At 34.5% G+C, this 19,879-nt stretch carries 11 protein-coding genes and 1 tRNA gene; 10 read left to right on the forward strand and 2 right to left on the reverse strand.

Features of this window, described 5'->3' with window-relative positions; all coding sequences use genetic code 11:
- Nucleotides 1-2: 2 nt before the first annotated feature.
- From ELS83_RS12335 to ELS83_RS12365, 7 genes are all read left to right on the forward strand, one after another.
- Nucleotides 3-3,278, forward strand: coding sequence for a UvrD-helicase domain-containing protein (locus ELS83_RS12335; RefSeq protein WP_171595864.1), 3,276 nt, complete (start codon nt 3-5; stop codon nt 3,276-3,278).
- A 127-nt stretch (nt 3,279-3,405) separates the two neighbouring features.
- A complete protein-coding gene (locus ELS83_RS12340; protein WP_171595865.1) occupies nt 3,406-3,648 on the forward strand; it encodes a hypothetical protein in 243 nt (80 codons plus the stop codon).
- A 1,241-nt stretch (nt 3,649-4,889) separates the two neighbouring features.
- A complete protein-coding gene (locus ELS83_RS12345; RefSeq protein ID WP_171595866.1) occupies nt 4,890-5,645 on the forward strand; it encodes a metallophosphoesterase in 756 nt (251 codons plus the stop codon).
- Nucleotides 5,646-5,991: 346 nt separating this feature from the next.
- Nucleotides 5,992-6,795: a hypothetical protein gene (locus ELS83_RS12350; protein ID WP_171595867.1), complete on the forward strand. Its 804-nt coding sequence runs from the start codon at nt 5,992-5,994 to the stop codon at nt 6,793-6,795.
- A 166-nt stretch (nt 6,796-6,961) separates the two neighbouring features.
- Nucleotides 6,962-7,540: a hypothetical protein gene (locus tag ELS83_RS12355; protein WP_171595868.1), complete on the forward strand. Its 579-nt coding sequence runs from the start codon at nt 6,962-6,964 to the stop codon at nt 7,538-7,540.
- Complete coding sequence (locus ELS83_RS12360; protein ID WP_171595869.1) at nt 7,537-7,953, forward strand: RipA family octameric membrane protein; 417 nt, start codon at nt 7,537-7,539, stop codon at nt 7,951-7,953. The genes ELS83_RS12355 and ELS83_RS12360 overlap by 4 nt, the downstream gene beginning before the upstream one ends.
- Before the next feature lie 283 nt (nt 7,954-8,236).
- Nucleotides 8,237-10,558 carry an FISUMP domain-containing protein gene (locus ELS83_RS12365; RefSeq protein ID WP_171595870.1) on the forward strand — a complete coding sequence of 774 codons (2,322 nt, stop codon included), beginning with the start codon at nt 8,237-8,239 and terminating at the stop codon, nt 10,556-10,558.
- 503 nt (nt 10,559-11,061) lie between these two features.
- On the opposite strand, the gene ELS83_RS12370 is transcribed toward ELS83_RS12365, so the two are convergent.
- Nucleotides 11,062-11,135 (reverse strand) — tRNA-Ala (locus ELS83_RS12370).
- Between the two features lie 667 nt (nt 11,136-11,802).
- On the opposite strand from ELS83_RS12370, the gene ELS83_RS12375 reads away from it, so the two are divergent.
- Together ELS83_RS12375 and hflX are read left to right on the forward strand one after the other, a co-directional pair.
- Nucleotides 11,803-12,486 (forward strand): energy transducer TonB, encoded by a 684-nt coding sequence (locus ELS83_RS12375; RefSeq protein ID WP_171595871.1) that lies wholly within the window; start codon nt 11,803-11,805, stop codon nt 12,484-12,486.
- A gap of 197 nt (nt 12,487-12,683) precedes the next feature.
- The gene (gene hflX, locus ELS83_RS12380) at nt 12,684-13,910 is read left to right on the forward strand and encodes a GTPase HflX (protein ID WP_171595872.1); all 1,227 of its coding nucleotides are present in this window, start codon (nt 12,684-12,686) and stop codon (nt 13,908-13,910) included.
- 49 nt (nt 13,911-13,959) lie between these two features.
- Here hflX and ELS83_RS12385 read toward each other — a convergent pair whose 3' ends face one another.
- Nucleotides 13,960-14,949 (reverse strand): aspartate-semialdehyde dehydrogenase, encoded by a 990-nt coding sequence (locus ELS83_RS12385; RefSeq protein WP_171595873.1) that lies wholly within the window; start codon nt 14,947-14,949, stop codon nt 13,960-13,962.
- A gap of 95 nt (nt 14,950-15,044) precedes the next feature.
- Between ELS83_RS12385 and ELS83_RS12390 the strand changes: the two genes are divergently transcribed.
- A partial coding sequence (locus tag ELS83_RS12390; protein WP_171595874.1) for a lamin tail domain-containing protein occupies nt 15,045-19,879 on the forward strand: 4,835 nt, incomplete at its 3' end.

The following is a 19,879-nucleotide window of genomic DNA, read 5'->3' on the forward strand; positions in this document are numbered from 1 at the left end:
GCATGGCTAAAACTAAATTTGATGTAATAAAGGTAGCCTTAAAAGGCTCTAACTTAATTGAAGCCAGTGCTGGAACAGGCAAAACCTACTCTATTGCTATTTTGGTGATTCGTTTGGTTGTGGAAAAGGGAATCGAGCTAAAGGAAATCTTAATGGTTACCTTTACCAAGGCAGCGGTTGCTGAGTTGGAAGTTCGGATTCGTAAATTTATTAGAGAAGCTTATTCTTATACAAGTCAAGGTGTTGAAATTGATGAATCGATAAGGACAATTGTTGATAATGGGATTAAACAATTTGGCAAAGAAGAGGTCTTGGCACTCCTAATGAAAGCTAGGAGGCAATTGGATGAAACATCGATTTTTACTATCCATAGTTTTTGTCAGAAAACTTTATCTGAATTTGCTTTTGAAACAGGACAGGCTTTTAATAGTGATGTAATAGAAGATGAGGCTGTTTTAATAAACGAAGTAGCTGGAGAATATTGGAGGCAGCAAATCACCACCTTGGATAGTGATTTATTGACTTTTTTGCTTAAGAATGGTTTGTCAAAAAATCAATTGGTCAATGTGGTGTCAATGGCAAAAAGGGGTAAGTTATTTATTTATAATACTGATTGTTCTGTTGATGTCTATTGGTCTAGGAAGGAAAAGAATGAGGAGAAATGTCAGAAGGCTTTGGATCAGTTTAACAATGAGTTTTCAAATTCACCAGAACGAACCTTGAGTAATATTGGAGAGAAAGGATATGCCTTTAATGCATTTGGACATTTGCTTGAGGATGCTGATGCTTTTAGACAAACACTAATAGAAAAACAAGATAAAGGGTATACTCAGAAAAAATTCCCTAATCTGCTTCAGTTGGCCATTGAAGTTGATGAGTTAGAAAATGCAAATAATGAAATAGGACAAAGCTGCATCAATTTTCTTTATGGAGAAGCTATAGCTTATTGCGATGCTGAAATCCAAAATAAGAAAAAGGAGCAAGGCCTTTTTTCTTTTGATGATTTGATCAATAAGTTACATCAGACCATTCCATCAGAATCGTTGCAAGCGGCTGTTAGGAAAAAATACAAAGCGGTTTTTATTGATGAGTTTCAGGATACCGATCAGAAACAGTATGAAATATTCGATACCTTCTTTAATCAACATTCTATTCTGTTTTATATAGGTGATCCAAAGCAGTCCATCTACAGTTTTAAGGGAACTGATTTAGATACCTACCTTGAAGCGGCTACAAAAGTGGATGCCTCCTATACAATGAGTAAAAACTACCGTTCTACAGAAGCATATAATAACGCAATGAACAAATTATTTACCAGCATTGATAACCCATTTTACGATGAAAGAATTGACTATGAGATTGTAAGTGCAGGAAAAGATTTAAAAGAGATTGAAAAAGAAGATGATATTGTCGATCCTCTTTCGATTTATGATTGTAAAAATAATGGTGAACTTATAGAGCAGACGGTTAATCAGGTAAAAGATCTATTGCTTGAGAATTATCAAATTGAAGGAAGAAAGGTTAAGCCTTCGGATATTGGTATACTGGTTCGGGCAAATAGTAAAGGGACAGAAATAAAAAATGAACTCAATAAATTTGGGATTCCCGCCATAACCATTGATGATAGCCGTGTAATGGAAAGTGAACAAAGCATATTGTTGCTGTATTTACTAAAGGCCATGTTTGAGCCAAATACCAATACGATCAATAGAGTTTTATTAACTTATCTGACCAATAAAACAAAGGATGATTTGTTAAAGTTGGATATCGAAGCGGATATAGAATTCTTTAGAGAACTTAATCAAACCTGGACTAGCAAGGGAGTTTTTAGTGCCATTAATCGTTTTATGGGCAGATACAATACCTTGGACCATATTCAAACAAGAATTCCTACAGATGCCGAACGAATTATTACCAACCTGTTGCAAATCAATGAGATTCTTCATAATAAGGAGAATCAATCCAAATCTTCTCCTAAAGCGCTGATTCATTGGTTGGAGTTTGCCATTTCCGGGGCAGAAGAAATTGGTGAATTTACTCAAAGATTAGAAAACGACGAGGATGCCGTTAAAATTGTAACCATTCATAAAAGTAAAGGTTTGGCCTATAATATTGTTATTGCTCCGTATCTGGATTTAAAATCGGAGCACAACAACAGATGGGATTTTATAGAATACAAAGATCCTGAACTTAACCAATATTGTTTTTCTGCAGAGGTAGTAGACAAAGCTCGTCGATTGTATTCGGAACAGGCTGAGAGAGAGAATAGACGTTTAATTTATGTTGCTTTGACCAGAGCGGTTTATATGGGTGTCATCCTACATAAGTCTAAGGACAAATGCGGGATAAAGGAATTTATTGATGGAGCTATATCAAAGAATTATTTTGCATATAAGATAAATCTTGAACGTGATAAACGGCGTTATAACGAAAAAAATGAAGAGGTAGATAAAACTCCAAAAAGTTTCTCTGGTTCGGATATAGAAAGCAAATGGAGTAATTATAGCTTTAGCATGCTCTCAAAATATGAACCCCACGATAAGCCGGAACGAATTGAGCTTATTGATGAATATGATCGATTTATTTTTGATGAGTTTCCAAAGGGAGCAATGGCAGGAAATTTTATGCATTACCTTTTTGAAAATTCAGACTTTACAGGTGATGATTTTAGCCTTGCTATTTCAAAAGGATTGAACCGATATAAATCAGTCTTTGGTTTAGGTGATGTTGATCTGGAAATTAAGATTTCAGAAATGTTATCTCATGTTCTTAGTACAGAGATACCTTCAGAAAATCCTTTTGTATTGTCACATATTCAGGAAAATAACAAACTTCCGGAAATGGAATTCAATTTTAAGATGAATGATTTTTCAACAGGAAAACTACATCGCCTGGTTCCTCATATTAATTTGGAAAGAGAAGGAGATATTCAAGGAATGATGACTGGTTTTATCGATTTATTATTTGAACACAATGGTAAATTCTACATTCTGGATTGGAAATCAAATTATCTTGGTAACTCATTAGAGTATTATACTCCAGATAAGCTGGAACATGCTATGCAAGAAAGTAACTATCACTTACAATATTTGATTTATACCCTTGCTACAAAATTGTATTTGAAAAACTGCATGCCTGATTTTGATTACAATGATCACTTTGGAGGTATTATCTATGTTTATGTAAGAGGGTGTCGAAAAGAGGGTAATTCTGGGATCTATTTTACTAAGCCTAAAGAACAGATGATAGAGGAGTTGGAGAAGGTACTCATAAATTAAATTCAAAAATAATTTAGAAGGGGGGATTCATATATTAATAAGATGTTTACAATCAATATGCCGCTGTAAATGAATTTTTATTTTAGTATTGATTAAAATATATTGCGAAATAAAATAATATTTAACTATGACAACAATCCTACGAAGAGACAATACACCAACTGAAGAACTCCAGGAAGTGGTAAAAAGAACTTTTGAAGGAATTGAGTTTTCGTACAAAGCAGTTTATTATTTGGACTTTGAGGTTGATGAATATACTGGGATGATTAATAAAGAAAAGCTAGTGAAATTTTATACTAGTAAACAAATGAACATGAACTTAAAGGCGTGTAAAGAAGCGTATTCAAAGGCAAAATTTGATAGGAAATAACTTAAGAATGCGAAATTTTTGCCATGCTTTATGGTGCTTATTTCAATACCATTAAGAATGGTAATTCTTGTATTATAAAAACATCAACATGTCGAAAAGGAATAATGGTTGCAGAAACCAAGTTGGATGTAATCTATTCTAGATTCTTTTTATTGGAAGTATGATCTTTAGAGAACTAATAAGTTCACAAATAAATTAGTTCATAAATCCGTAAATTATTTAATAAACTTCCTAATAAGTATCCTAATTAATTAGTAAAAAAATAAACTAATTAATTCATATGTTTATTAATTAATAAATAAACAAAACCACAAAACCACAAAACCACAAAACCACAAAACCAAGATCTAAAACTTAAACTCTAGAGAATTGAAAAGGAATTGATGAGAAAAAATTATCGAACTTGTTGTTGATAACTTCCTTTAAAAGCTGTTGATTAAAGATAGTTTGGTGTAATCCTAGCGAAGAAAAAGTGTAATCCTAGCGAAATTTCGAAAAATCTTTATACGCTGATAATCAGAGGTGTTCTGATTTGGTGGTGTAATCCTAGCGAAGAAAAAGTGTAATCCTAGCGAAGAAAAACCGTCTGCAGGCCTTTAATTGTAAGGGGTTCAGCTCCTATAAATACCTTTTATAAATATTATATATAAATATATAATGTAATAAAGGATCTTCATAAATGTTAATAAATCTAATCATGATGAGATTTGATTTGTTGTTCATGTAGAATCTTTTCCTGTTTCGTTTGGTATTTGATTTTTTATATAGGGGAAAGGAATATTAGAAGCGTTTTTGAAGCGATTTGAGGGTTATTTAAGCTAATTATTATAGTTTTTGGTAATCTCATATTTAGTATTTGGAGATAATTGCTTAGAGCTCTTCTTTTTTGGTTTATAAAAATGTTGGATTTTTAAAACATAATAGTTCTGGGAATTTTCTAAAAATCAATAGGTGAACTTGGGTTGTAATAGTGTGATTTTAAGAGAGATAGTTTGTTAGGTGTATTAAATCAGTTTGTTAGTTAATTATATTGTTCGATTTCGCTAGGATTACACCAAATTCCAAATAGAATGTCATTAAATTGGAGAGATGATTTGGCAGTTAATTTTAAATTAAAAAATGAATGGACTTCTTGGATGCTAAGGTTTACTAACGAAATTTGATTAGTTTAGAATAGGATTTTAGTAATTAAAAATCTCTACTAAAATGAGATATTCAACACATCGAAATAAACTAATTAAATGCTCATACAATACTGCTCAGACCTACATTTGGAGTTTAATGCGAATGAAAATTTTCTAATCGAAAATCCAATTGAACCAGTTGGGGATATTCTGATTTTGGCTGGAGATATTGTCCCTTTTGCAATACTGAATCAGTACATGTGGTTTTTTGAATATCTGTCTTCAAAATTTAAGTATAGCTATTGGGTTCCGGGTAATCATGAGTATTACAAATCGGATATTCAAGACAGAAGTGGTGTGCTGAATGAGAAGATTTATGAAAATGTTTACCTGGTAAATAATGTGAGCATTCAACATGAGAATGTTAATTTCATATTTTCTACACTTTGGTCTAAAATCTGGCCGTTGAATCGTCAGAATGTGAAGAGAGGTCTGTCTGATTTTTTTTCCATTAGAAATGGAGATGAGAGATTCTCTCCGGAAGATTTTAATGATCTGCACAAAAAAGCTGTGCAATTCATCGAGGAATCTTTATTGAAATCGACATCAAAGGTGAATCTGATAGCAACTCATCATGTGCCAACTTTTAATTCTTATCCAGAAGAGTATGAAAATAGCCCTATCAACAATGCTTTTGTTTCCGAACAAGAAGATTTAATCGAAATTCATGATATTGATTACTGGATATTTGGGCATCATCATGTAAATGTTGAGGATTTTGAAATGCATAATACCAGATTCTTAACCAATCAGTTGGGCTATGTGTCCTTTGAGGAGCATCATGCTTATAAAACAAGAGTCATTGAAGTTTAATCTAAAGTATTAAAAACTATATATTCAACTTGAGAAATAGCATCACCTACAATTTGATGTCATTATATAACATAAAGGTTCACTTTTATAAGTTTAAAAAAAATTAAACTAACAATTAAGAACTTATATAAATTGTATTAATGCTTTAAGAAGAAGAAACTTAAGGAATGTAGTGAAATGGGATGTTTGTGAAGGTTCAAGTTTATATAGTTAAAATTAAATATGTGCTTTACAGTATGATTGTTTATGTGTTTTTGATAGATTTATAAGAAGTTCAAAGTTATTTATAAGGTTTGAAGAATACTTTGATAATTTTAGTGAACAGCATAATCAAAGAATGGTTAAAATGGAAATGTTAGAAATTGTAATATGGCCGATAACAGTACTTATTGTATCGTTAATTGCAATATTGATTTTTAGACGGAAATTGAGAAAAGCTTACTTTAATTTGGAAAAAAAAGAGTTAAGCTTAGATCTATCTGGTAATTATGATCAAGGACCAAAACTAGTGACAAAGAAAAATCTTAATGAATTAAAAAGTCTGGATAAAGAAGATATTCTAAGGAATTCAGAGTTGTTAGAAAATAAAGATAAAAGTAGATATTTTAAGTTTTCTGATTATCTTGAGCGATATGTAATCGAAAAAAACGGAAAAAGAATAAGAAATTTACGGTTCCGTTTGGGTGTTCAACAAAGAGGTCTAAAGATTTTAAATATCAATTTGAAAGGATACCTTATTGTTACAAATATTATAAGAAATCCTAATGATAATGTGGGCTGGGGGAGTAATTGGCCAGAACTAAAATTAGATAAGGATTACCTTCCCGCTGTGACTGATTATTGGTCAGTTGATCATGAGATTGACGTTCCTAATTCAACATCACCCTTCAAAGAATTAAACAATTCAAAGGATGTTATAAAAATGACCATTAAGATATATGCTACTGGCTTTTTAGAATCAGGTAAGAAAGTTTTTGGCAGTCAGCAATATGAGTTAGATGAATCAACTTGTATATATGGAAAATTTAAGTTGAGAGATTTGGGAGAGAATACTATTTCGAGTGACTCTTTCAATACCATAATTCCAATTGAAGAAGAAGGTGATTGGAGTTTTATTAGAGAAGTCAGCGTCTCTGAGAGTAATAATTAAAATTGAGAGAGCAATTGAAAATATAAAATGAATCTTTGAATAGCTTTTTGTTTTATCATTAAAAGTGATATTAGGAGCTTTTTTGAATAATTGTTGGTATTAACATATATAAGCTAAATAGAGAATTTTAATAATAATAATTAAAGCACGTATAAAATAAATTAATATGAGTAAAGAAGTGTTAATTGCAATAATAAGTGCGTCAGGAGTTATCTTTTCAGCAATATTAGCTTGTCTAATTAGTTATTTAACAGTTAAATGGCAAAAGAGAAAGGCTTTGTATGAGTTTGAAGCTACATATTTAAACAACTTAATTTCTTGTCGAATTGAATCCTACAAGAATGTTTATTTTATATTGAGTAATTTATTCAAGGATAAAACTTCGAGAGGTGTCTATCCAGGTAGAAGGGTGGTTGATCGAAATAGAATTGTTGATTTTATAAAGGAATATGATGAGTTGAATTCAAAGGAAGGAGTATTATTTTCAGGTTTAACAGGAAATTATTCTCATAGATTTCGCTTGTTTATTTATGAAGTTCTCTCACAGACATCAAATGAAAATTTCTATGATTATTTTACAGATGAAATTGAAGATGAATTCTACAAGAAGGGATTACAGCTTGAATCATCATTAAAATCAGACATAGGCGTTTATGTGTTAGAGCATAAAGATTTTGATAGGAAAATAAATATTCGAACTTATGCACAATTGGTAAGGGAAAGAGAAAAATGTAATAAATTATGAACAAAAAAGAAGTTCTTTTAAAAGAATACGAAGAAGCTAATAAAATATGTATGCACTATGAGAATTTACGTAGGCAAGGAGCTAATATCTTTATAATTATTCAGGGAGGATTAGGCTCTATTTTTTTTCTGGAAAAGATGGAAAATCCAGTCTTTCTATTCTTACTTTCATTTTTGGGAATAATTACATCTTTAATGACATTTAATAATGAAATAAGAGTTTATGGATATTATATGTCTTATGTAGTGCGATTAAAGGATATAGAAGAGGATCTTGAAATGAAACTATTTTCAAATGTTGATTTCAAAAGTAAGTATTTTAGATTTTCATTTGGCAATAAATACTATTATAGAATTGTACCTTTATTAGTATGCTGTTTTTGGTTAGTATCCTTATTCTATGATTTTAAATAATAAATACATAGGCCAAGAAAATAAACACTCATCATTATACTATTCTAAAATCCTCACTCCAATTACCCTAGCATTAAATAACAAAACAATAACTCCAATTACTATTAAATTCTATACTCACTATTACCTGATTGTCGATACACCATTCATTAAAAAGTCATCTAACAAGTTTATTGTACACTAAGTGATTTCAACTTGGCAAACTTGACAGGATAAATCATGATTAGATTTTGTTATTTTTGTTAAATACTTAAAATGTAACCTAATCAACACTATGCTTAATATGAATAAAACTACTCTTAAAAGCACCTTAGTATACTTGATGTGTGTGTCACTTTTTGTTGGTTGTAGCAAGGACGATAATGAAGAAGGAGAAAGTCCTGTTTTTAATATTGTTAAAGAAAAAGTATCAGGAAATATTCAAAAGGGACCATATATTAATGGTACATCTATTGCTATGTCTGAATTGGATGAACATATGAGTCAAACTGGAAAAGTTTTTAATTCGCAGATAATTGATAATAAAGGATCATTTGAAATTAAAAATATCGAGTTATCATCTCAATATGTACAATTTAAGGCAGATGGATATTATTTTAATGAAGTAGAAGGGGATAAATCAGTTTCGCCATTAACCCTATATGCACTATCAGATATTAAAGATAAATCTTCAATCAATGTAAATGTTATCACTCATCTCGAAAAAAGTAGGGTTGAATATCTGATTGAAAATGATTATTCCTTTGAGGTAGCAAAGGATTCTGCCCAAAAAGAAATCTTTAATATTTTTGGATTTACTACAAATAATAGAAAGAATTCAGAAATTTTGGATATTTCAAAAAATGATGATGCGAATGCGATCCTACTGGCTATTTCAGTAATTCTACAGGGAAATTATTCTGTTGCGGACTTAACAGAGAATCTTGCAAATATTAGTTCAGATATAAGAGAAGATGGAATATTGAATAACGAAGATATTAAATCGTCATTATATAATTCAACTTCGTTATTAAACCTTGGTGAAATAAGAACTAACCTTGAAAAAAGATATATGGATCTTGGTTTTAATGCATCCATTCCGGATTTTGAAACTAAAATTTCAGAATATTTAATAAGTCATAAACCTTTTGATATAGAGGCTTTAGTAAAGGATGTTACATGTAATGGAAGTGAAGATGGTAGCATTAGTTTAACCATTAATGAGGGAACCGCCCCTTTTTCTTATTTATGGTCTAATGGTGCAACATCAAAAGATATTTCTGAATTATCTCCAGGAACTTACAATGTATTCATTACTGATGCCAAAGGCTACAAGATGAATAAAAGAGATATAGTTATTACTGAACCTATGCCTCTTGCCATAGATTTATTAGCAACCCATGTTACCACTCCAGGAGGATCAGATGGAGAGATTAAATCAACAGTTTCAGGAGGAACAAGTCCATATTCTTATACTTGGTCTAATGGTGAAACGACTGAGAATTTATCTAATATTTCAAGTGGTATTTATTCAATAACAATTGTTGATTTCAATAAATGTGAAGTAGTTGATGAAGTTGCTGTTCAGGAGCCTGTTAATCTTGAATATGTCAAAACTGATATTAGCTGCAATGGAAGTGGTAATGGAGAAATAGATATGACTATTACAGGAGGTGTTACCCCTTATGTTATTAGCTGGTCAAATGGCAGTTCTTCTGAAGATATTTCTAATCTGGAAGCTGGAAGTTATGTTATAACCGTTGAAGATAAATTAGGATTTACTGTTTCAGAAACAATAGAAATAAATGAGCCAGAGCCAATTGAAATACAAATCGAGGTTGTCAATACTACCTTGTCAGGTGATGATGGAGAAATAAATATTGAAGTTAGTGGAGGTACTCCACCGTACAATTATTCATGGTCGAATGGTGAATCCACTCAAGATATAAAGAATTTACAAGTTGGTTTTTATACTTTAACAATAACAGATGAAAATCAATGTACCTTAAATAAGAAAATCGGAGTTGCTGGTACTATAGCTGATGTTGATGGAAATCAATATGAAACTGTTGTAATAGGTTCTCAAATTTGGATGGCAGAAAATTTAAAAACTACTCATTACAGAAATGGAGATCCAATACCTACGGTTGATAATTGGATAAATCATACTTCAGGTGCGTATTGTTACTATGATAATGACGAAAGTAATGCTGATATATATGGAGCTCTTTATAACTATTATGCGATAGATGATGAAAGAAATATTTGTCCCGAAGGTTGGCATGTTCCTTCTGATGAAGAATTTAAAATGTTAGAAGAAACTCTTGGGGGCGAAATGGTTGCGGGAGGAGAAATGAAGGAGGAGGGACTACTGCATTGGGATTCTCCAAACGAAGGAGCAACAAATAGTAGTGGTTTTACGGCATTACCTGCAGGTTGTCGCTGGACAAATCCTGACAATCCATTTCAAGGGCTTGGAGAAAGGGCTTGTTTTTGGACTAGTACTAAAGGTGAACATGGAGATATATTAGCTTGGAGTCATAGTTTAAATAAGAATGGAATAGATGTTTTTATCATGCAAGATTCTAGAGATATAGGATTTTCTTTAAGGTGTATAAAAGATTGATATTCGATCACTAAATTCATTTGTGAATTTATATAGCCGTTGTTTTCTCATGCAATATTTGAGAGAACAACGGTGTTCTCTTTCCTCCCATTTTCCCTACCTTTAAATAGCAAAACCACAACTCTTAATTGCTATGAAAACCTGTACACACTATTTCCTGATTATAATTACTGTGTTTAAACTGTTGGCTTATTCTTCTTTTTGAGAATAATAATTGACTAGTTATCATGTAAATTAAACACTATATGTAAATCAATTAGTTAGCAAGCGGTGTAGATTTTGTGAACTTTAGTGTAACCCAATAATTAACTGTACTACAATTTGTAATGATGAAGGTTTAAACAGAAAATTGCAATACCTAACTATAGTGAAGAGAAAAAGGGCTGATGAATATCTTTAAAATTAATTTTTTAAGAAAGTTAAGAGTCAAATGTTAGTACTTTTGTTAGTGCAAAAGATAAAGCGGCCACGACATAAATGCCATAACCGCCTTGATTTGAGGGTGGAGAGTACCGGAATCGAACCGGTGACCTTTTGACTGCCAGTCAAACGCTCTAGCCAACTGAGCTAACCCCCCGTAAAATAAAACGGGCCAAACGCTCTAGACTCCCGATAACTATCGGGATGAGCTAACCCCCGTAAATAAAAATTGACCCAACACTTCAAGCTCCACTATAGATATCGAAATCAGCTAAGTCTCTAATCAAATTTCAGCATCATTTCTGATAAAGAATTCGCCTGCAAATATATAATAATATTAAATACACGAAACTACTTGATAATGAATTTTTATGGAATCCAAACATTTTTCGTTCTTATACGTAAGGGAAGTAAGAGTGGAGAATCTATTTTAGTCCGAAAATTGTTTGTCAATAGACAATTGATTGGTAGCAATGTATAGTGTGTGTATAGGTAGGATGAGTTCGGACAACATGGATTTTTCACTCTTCTTCGTTAAAAAACCTAATTTAGAATGGCTTTAAAGAAAAAAATGTACTAAATTTATAGTTGATTTATTTACAGAGGGTTTATCGATATTCAAATTGGGCATTCTTTATAATTATTATCACCTGTTTAATCGTTCTTAAGTGTTGAAAATCAAAAAATACGATTGAGGAAAATGATTTGCCCGTTATTTTTATATCTTTATGCCTCGAATATTTTCACTGAGAATAGAATTTTGATTATAAAATTGAAAAACTTACTTTTAAACGCTGAATTTAAAAGAAAATTAAAAGAAGATTATGGAAGTTAAGAAGTCACCTAAAGCAGATCTTGAAAATAAGAGAGGTCTCTTTCTTGAGATTGGTCTGGCACTGACTCTTGCCTTTGTATTTCTTGCATTCGAATGGCGTGTAGATTCTTCGGAAGCTACAGGTTTGGAAGATCAGCAAGAGATGGAGGCTGAAGAGGAGATGATTCCTGTTACCAGACAAGAACCTATTAAGCCACCACCACCACCACCACCAGCACCTAAAGTAGCTGAGGTTTTGGAAATCGTGGATAACGATGAAGAGATCGAAGATGAGCTTGAAATTGAAGACTCTGACGCTGATATGGATGAAGAAGTTGAAATCCAGGTAGTAGAGGAAGAGGAAGAAGAAGATGAAGCTCAGGTATTCGTTATTGTAGAGGATATGCCTGAATTCCCAGGTGGACAGCTTGAACTACAAAAGTGGATTGCAAGATCAATCAAATATCCTGTAATTGCACAGGAGAATGGTATTACTGGTCGTGTATTCGTTACCTTCGTTGTAAACAAAATTGGAGGTGTTGAGCAAGTTCGCGTTGTTCGTGGAGTTGACCCATCTTTGGATAAAGAAGCGGTTCGTGTAATCAACCAAATGCCAAAATGGAAACCAGGTAAGCAGCGTGGAAAACCAGTTAAGGTTTCTTATACTGTACCAATCAACTTCCAATTACAGTAGATCAATACTATACTATTATATAAGAGGTTTCGAATTTTCGAAACCTCTTTTTTTGTACCTTAAAGTTAGCATTGCAGAATATTGTGTATTTTTGCCTTACAGTTCATCTTGCACATACAGAATGTTTTTGCAGGTGTAATTGGTAAATTGAGTATCGAAACAAGGCGAAAGCCTGTTGTTATTCCTAAAGCAAATAAATGGGAGACTATCTAAGAACAAAAAAAGAGCAAGAAAAAGCGGTTTTAATTGGAGTGATCGATCAGTCGAAAAACATGACTGAGCAAGATGTGAACGAGTATTTGGCAGAATTGGATTTCCTGGCTTTAACAGCTGGTGCAAAAACAGTAAAGCGATTTACTCAGAAGTTAGAGTATCCAAACCCAAAAACCTTTGTGGGATCAGGAAAACTTGACGATATACAAGATTATCTTGAAGCGAACGAAGACGTTGGTATGGTGATTTTTGACGATGAGCTAACACCTACTCAACTTCGAAATGTGGAAAGAATTTTGAAGAGGAAGATTCTTGATAGAACCAATTTGATTCTTGATATTTTTGCAAGCAGGGCGCAAACTGCACATGCGAAAACTCAGGTTGAACTTGCTCAATATCAGTATATGTTACCACGATTGACTCGAATGTGGACTCACCTTGAGCGTCAGCGAGGTGGTATTGGTATGCGAGGTCCGGGGGAAACCCAGATTGAGACCGACCGCCGAATTATTTTGGATAAAATTGCCAAGCTGAAGCAGGATCTGAAGAAAATCGATAAGCAAAAAGCAACTCAACGTAAAAATCGTGGAAAATTGGTTCGTGTAGCACTGGTAGGATATACCAATGTGGGCAAATCAACCATCATGAATATGTTGAGTAAGTCGGAAGTGTTTGCCGAAAACAAACTTTTTGCTACCCTGGATACAACAGTTCGTAAAGTGGTGATTCAAAATGTTCCTTTTTTGTTGGCCGATACGGTAGGTTTTATCCGAAAATTACCTCACCACCTTGTAGAATCTTTTAAGTCTACCTTAGACGAGGTTCGCGAAGCCGATGTAATTCTTCACGTGGTGGATATCTCGCATCCGAATTTCGAAGATCATATTAAAGTGGTAAACGAAACCATGACTGAGATTGACAATCGTGAAAAGCCAACATTCCTGGTATTCAATAAAATTGATGCCTTCACATACGTGAAAAAGGATGAGGATGATTTGTTGCCTAAGACAAGAGAGAATTACAGTCTGGATGAATTAAAACAGATGTGGATAGCAAAAGGTGATACCCCATGTTTGTTTATTTCAGCAATCGAGAAACAGAATATTGAGGAGTTTAGAGAAAAAGTATATGGTGTAATTCGTGAAATTCACTCGGCACGTTTCCCATACAACGACTTCCTATATCAGGATTATTCGAATTTAATGGACTAAATCATATTAAAAAGAAAACCCGATGTTTTGCATCGGGTTTTTTTATTTTTTATACCAACTCATGTTTGGCTAAATATTCAGCAATCTGAACAGCATTGGTAGCGGCACCTTTTCTTAGGTTATCAGCCACAACCCACATGTTTACACTGTTAGGATTCGAGTAATCGCGGCGAATTCTACCCACGAAAACTTCATCGCGTTCGTGCGAATATTTTGGCATTGGATATTCGTTCTCATCCAGGTTATCCTGAACAATAACACCATCCGTTTCGCTCAATAGTTGTTTTAGCTCTTCCACCTCAAAATCGTTGGCAAATTCGATATTTACCGATTCGCTGTGTCCACCAACTACAGGAACACGAACCGCGGTAGCAGTTACACGAATGCTGTCATCTTTTAAGATTTTCCTGGTTTCATTCACCAGTTTCATCTCTTCCTTGGTGTAGCCATTATCTGTAAATACATCGCAATGCGGAAGACAATTCTTATCAATCTCGTGTGGATATGCTTTCTCACCATCAAGACCTGCACGTTCATCTTCGAACTGTTGTACTGCCTTTACTCCAGTACCGGTAATCGATTGGTAAGTTGATACCACCAAACGCTCAATTTTGTACTTTTTGTGAAGAGGAGCCAATGCAACAACCATTTGAATTGTTGAACAATTTGGGTTGGCAATAATTTTATCCTCTTTAGTCAATTCACAGGCATTGATCTCCGGAACAACCAATTTCTTGCTTTCATCCATTCTCCATGCCGAAGAATTATCGACTACAGTAGTGCCAACTTTGGCAAATTCAGGAGCCCATTTTAATGATGTACTTCCACCAGCCGAGAAAATTGCAATTTGTGGTTTTATTTGAATTGCATCTTCCATACTGATTACTTTGTACTTGTTGCCTTTAAATGCAACTTCCTTACCTACAGATCTTTCACTTGCGACCGGATACAGATCGCTTACCGGAAAATTTCTTTCTTCCAGAACATCCAGTATTTTCTGGCCTACCAGACCAGTAGCTCCTACAACTGCTATTCTCATAACATAATAAAGCTTTAATTCCTTGTTAATAAAATTGATTATAGTTAAATTGCTCTTTACTAAAAAAAGCAAATCAAAGTTAAAGTTAATTTTCTATGAAAAAAATACTTTCTCTGAAATTGTTCATTCTCTTACTATTACTGGAAAGTATGAACAGCTTTGCTGATGAAATATGGTCTAAGAATTTTGCAAATGAACTGAACAAAGGGTATTGGGGAATTAGTGGTGATGTAAGTAACATTAACGATTGGACTTTAGATGTTTCATCATGTACTTTATCGGATGATTCTGATTACGTGAAGGTAGTAAAAACAGGAGGCGGAAGATTTGAGGCTGTGGATTGTGATGGGGAAGCGGTGTGGACAAGTAAGGCGATAGATATATCGACCTTTACAAATTGTGAAATTTCGGTATTGGCGGCAGAAACAGGTTCTTCAACCAATCGAAAAAAGTACATTAAACTTTTCTACAAAATTGATGGAGGAGCAGAGCAAGCTTTCTCTACCAATGGGGAAAATATTGGGAATTGGGGACGTCTTACGGCGAAATCTGAGGGAATATCCGGAAAGGAATTGGTGCTTATAATTCGGCTCAATAATCCTTTATCGAGCAATAAAGTGTATTTCGATGATATTCTCCTTAACGGTGATCCTGTTATTGTCGGGAATGACCAATTAAGCCAAATTATCATCCCAGGAAATCAGATTCAAAAACAGGTGATTCATCCTGATATTGATAAAGAAAATCTGGCAGTACCCTGTTTTAGGTTTACAATTGATGAAACTGCCGCAGCACGTGATGCACTTCCTACAAAAATTTCGCGAATGACTTTTTACAATCCAAACCCAGACAAAGGATTGAATTGGAAAAGCCAATTAGGTGGAGTGAGATTATACTCCAATGGCGGGATTGTAAACTATCAATCGATGAGTATTGGCAAAGATTCCTTGTATTTTGATTTTGCAGAAGATCAATTGTCTATTCCCAATGGTGCAAGGCAGGAGTTTGAGCTTCGGGCATATTTAAATTCGGGAGTTGAGCAGATTGATGGATCAAGCTTTCAGATTAGCATTGAAAAAAACGCCAAAGGCTTTGTGACTTATGAGAGTGGATCTGCCTTTGATGCCGGCAATGTGAATATCAGCTCTGAAAAGCATGCGATTGATGTTTTGGCAAATCAACTTGTTATCAACAATCTTCAGGAACATATTGTAAGAAATCAACACTTTCAGTTTGAAGTTCTTGCAACAGATCAGTTTGGCAATCTAGATACCGATCAATCGGAAGAGATTACTTTGAGCTTGCAGTCGGGCATTGGAAAACTGGTATCGCACAATGGTCTGATAAAACCATTGGAAAATGGAAGCCTGCTTTTTGATCACTTGCAATTGCGAGGCCATGGCATTTTTCAACTGATGCTTAAAGGCCTAAGCTTACCAGCGCTTATTTCTTCTGATATTCTTGTAGAAAATACCTTTGAATCGGAAGCCGTCGCTACTACATGGCAAGCCGATAATCTTACTATATCCGCTTTGCGAATACAAAAAAAAGATGCCTTTAAATTGTTAGAATTTGAGCTTAAAGACTCTGGCGATGACGAGGCTCCAACGGTTCTAAAAAGAATACCTCTACTTGGGAGTATTAGTAATCAATGCAATTTTAAGGAACGTTTTGCTGGTTTTTATGTGATGAGAGATGGTCAGGAAGTAGATGTTGGTTTCGCACTTTCCAAAAATCAAATTGATATTCTTTTTCGGGATGCAGATCCTGCAGCAATTGTTCAGAGTGAAACATCTGTTGTGTATTCTGTATATGCCTATTTTCGTGAGGGCAAGTGCGTTGATGGAGAAATCATACAATTGGAAATTGAGGAATCGAGTGCCAATTGGGAAGTGGAGGAAAAGGAGAGTGGCTTACAAGCAATGTTTGCCAATAAGATAACCGGTCCGCAATTGCTTTGCCATGTAGAAGCAGTAAAAATGAAATTTGTTGATGTTCCCAAATGGGTGAGACCTAATGGGGAATTTAGCCTGGGAATGGAACTCGTGGACGAATTGGGTAATGAAGCTATAAATTCCGAGCAAAACTTAAGTATAAAACTGGCAGCGGGAACAGGAGAGCTCCTATCTGCTTCGGGTTTAAGCAAATCTTATCTTAATGGAAAACTGATTTGGACCGATTTAATCTACAACAAGGCTGAAAATTTTACCATACAGGCCGAGGCAGAAGGCTTTGAAAGCATTCTGTCAGCTAATATTTCAAGTCTCGATCGGAATTCATCGCTGCGTGCTGGTGAAATCATCTCGAACCATCAATTAAGTTCTTTGGCAGTGAGTCCGGAAACCGCAGTTGGTGTACTTCAATTTACGATAAGCGATTCTGCCAGCTTTGATGCCCTTCCAACCCTTATAAATACTGCCATTTTTTATAAGAAGGAGCTTCAAAATTCTTTTGATTGGAAAAAACACATCGCCGGAGCGATTCTCAAAAGAAATGGAGAAGTAATGGCCATAAGCTCCGATATAGAATCGGATTTTATCAGATTTAATTCCAGTAAAGGAATTGTACAAATTGATTCCGGAAGCAGTGAAGATTACGAGTTGGCCATCTTTTTTAAAGAATCGGCACTACCCGATAACAAAGTTTTTCAGGCCTATGTGCCGCAAAATAATTCTGGTTGGAAGACTGGTGTAAATAGTTCTGGCTTAGTTAAAAATTTGAGTGAGGCTCTTATTTCTGAGATATGCTACCTGGATATTGCTGCTAATCGGCTACAGATTGTATCATCACCTTTGTCTTTTCAGGAATCTACGGATGAATTTAGCCTAAGATTGATTGCCTGCGATCGCTATCAGAATGTTGATAAAGATTACTCAGGTAATTTCAGCCTGGAGGCGATTGAAACTAATGGGGAATTAATCCATGAAAATGTTTTGGAATTGAAAAGAGGTACTGCTAAACTGCAAAACATCAATTTTAATGGAAGCGAATCTTTCAAGTTGCATGTTGCTTCAGATTTGGGTAAGGATACTGCAAAAATACTTATGGGAAAACAGCTCTTGAAGCAATCTCAGGATTTTGAAACCGGAGGATTGGATGCCTTTCTAATGGCTGATGACTGGGCAATTTCAACCTATCGACCAATTCGTGGAGAGAAGTCCTTAAAGCACAATTTAAGCAATCAGCTTGGGAGTAGTAACATTTCGAAAAAATTGGAAGGATGGAAGGCAGAAAATGGTGTCACTCGCTGGAGTTTTGTTATTCGAAATGGAGATTGGGACCCAAGTTCCTCCAACTATTTTGTTTTTCATTTGTGTATGGATCATCAAAATCCTGAACAGTCTGCTATCAAATATTCCGTTGGAGTCAATTTAAAAGGTTCATCAGATTTTTTAAGTATGTGGAGGAGCGAAGAAGAGCAGATCGATGAATTAGTGCGAACAAATTTAAATTGGAATGAAGCAGAATCAGTAGCCATACAAATAGATTACCATCCAGATGGGAAATGGATCTTGGCTTACAATCGTTGTGGAAAGAGTGATGAATGGTATCCTGCAGGCGAATTTTATTCAGAAATTAAGAGAAATTCGGAATTACTGTACTGTGGATTGGAATATCACTTCGAAACCGCATCGCGAGCCGGCGAGTTATGGTTTGATAATTTCGATGTGCAAACAGTAAACACTGCTCCATTTATTAAATCCTATCGAATTCAGGGGCAGGATTCCATTCTAATTGCTTTTTCAGAAGGTTTGGATGCTGATCAAAACCTTACGACTAGAAATTTTCGCATGAATCGGGATGGAGCAGAAATAAACACATTTCAGCCATTAATTGCGAAGGAAGAACATGAAATTTTGCTGCTAATGGATACCGATTTGTTAACAGGAACATACCAAATTGAATGCACTCAAATTGCAGATACAGATGGTGCAAGTTTAGATTCGCAGCGAATTGCATTTGAATATTTAGCACCAGCAGAAGCTACCGATGTGGTAATTAACGAAATTATGGCTGATGAAAGTCCATCTCAAGGCTTGCCAGAATTTGAATATATCGAGCTGTATAATACGATGGATTACCCGATTTCTCTTGAAAACTGGATCTTGCAAATTGGTGAGAAGCAGTTATTTTTTGCTGCAGATACCATCAAGGCAAATTCTTATTTGATTCTCTGCTCACATGCTGGCAGGGAAGCATTTTCGAACTATGGAAAAGTAGTGAGCCTTTCGAACTTTRGTGGATTAACAAATRCCGGTAATACAGTTCGATTGATTTCAGCWCAAGAGCGAATAATCGATGAAATTACTTATTCAGACAGTTGGWATCAATCGGGGGAGAAAAGCAATGGAGGTTGGAGCCTCGAACGTATAGATCCCTTGAATACCTGCAGTACTGCYGGAAATTGGTCGGCAAGTGCAAATGAGAAKGGTGGAACTCCCGGCGCAGCTAATTCTATAAAGACCGATAATTTAGACGATCAAGCGCCTGTGCTAGTTTCGTCCAAACTGGTATCAGAAAATAGAATCTCCTTGCAGTTTAACGAAATCATCAGCGAAGAATCCTTACTCTCAAGCGATAATTACAGTATTGCAAATAATGTTCTGGAAGAAATTAGATTGATAGCCTCTCAAACTGTCGAGCTAAAATTTGAAAATCGTTTTCCAGATGGAGTTCCATTTCAGTTAAAGATTAATGGAGTAACTGATGAATGTGAGAATGCACTGGATACCATTGTCAATTTAAYCTATCATGAAATTCATCCTTTCGATGTGGTAATTAACGAAATTATGGCCGATGAAAGTCCATCTCAAGGCTTGCCAGAATTTGAATATATCGAGCTGTATAATACGATGGATTACCCGATTTCTCTTGAAAACTGGATCTTGCAAATTGGTGAGAAGCAGTTATTTTTTGCTGCAGATACCAT

This window comes from Marinifilum caeruleilacunae (assembly GCF_013141825.1).
GTDB lineage: Bacteria > Bacteroidota > Bacteroidia > Bacteroidales > Marinifilaceae > Marinifilum > Marinifilum caeruleilacunae.

What these genes read in the sequence shown, in the direction of transcription:
- hflX (WP_171595872.1), top strand. Translation starts at nt 12,684, where the DNA reads ATGGGAGACTATCTAAGAACAAAAAAAGAGCAAGAAAAAGCGGTTTTA.
- ELS83_RS12345 (WP_171595866.1), top strand. Translation starts at nt 4,890, where the DNA reads ATGCTCATACAATACTGCTCAGACCTACATTTGGAGTTTAATGCGAAT.
- ELS83_RS12335 (WP_171595864.1), top strand. Translation starts at nt 3, where the DNA reads ATGGCTAAAACTAAATTTGATGTAATAAAGGTAGCCTTAAAAGGCTCT.
- ELS83_RS12385 (WP_171595873.1), bottom strand. Translation starts at nt 14,949, where the DNA reads ATGAGAATAGCAGTTGTAGGAGCTACTGGTCTGGTAGGCCAGAAAATA.
- ELS83_RS12350 (WP_171595867.1), top strand. Translation starts at nt 5,992, where the DNA reads ATGGAAATGTTAGAAATTGTAATATGGCCGATAACAGTACTTATTGTA.
- ELS83_RS12355 (WP_171595868.1), top strand. Translation starts at nt 6,962, where the DNA reads ATGAGTAAAGAAGTGTTAATTGCAATAATAAGTGCGTCAGGAGTTATC.
- ELS83_RS12375 (WP_171595871.1), top strand. Translation starts at nt 11,803, where the DNA reads ATGGAAGTTAAGAAGTCACCTAAAGCAGATCTTGAAAATAAGAGAGGT.
- ELS83_RS12340 (WP_171595865.1), top strand. Translation starts at nt 3,406, where the DNA reads ATGACAACAATCCTACGAAGAGACAATACACCAACTGAAGAACTCCAG.
- ELS83_RS12360 (WP_171595869.1), top strand. Translation starts at nt 7,537, where the DNA reads ATGAACAAAAAAGAAGTTCTTTTAAAAGAATACGAAGAAGCTAATAAA.
- ELS83_RS12365 (WP_171595870.1), top strand. Translation starts at nt 8,237, where the DNA reads ATGAATAAAACTACTCTTAAAAGCACCTTAGTATACTTGATGTGTGTG.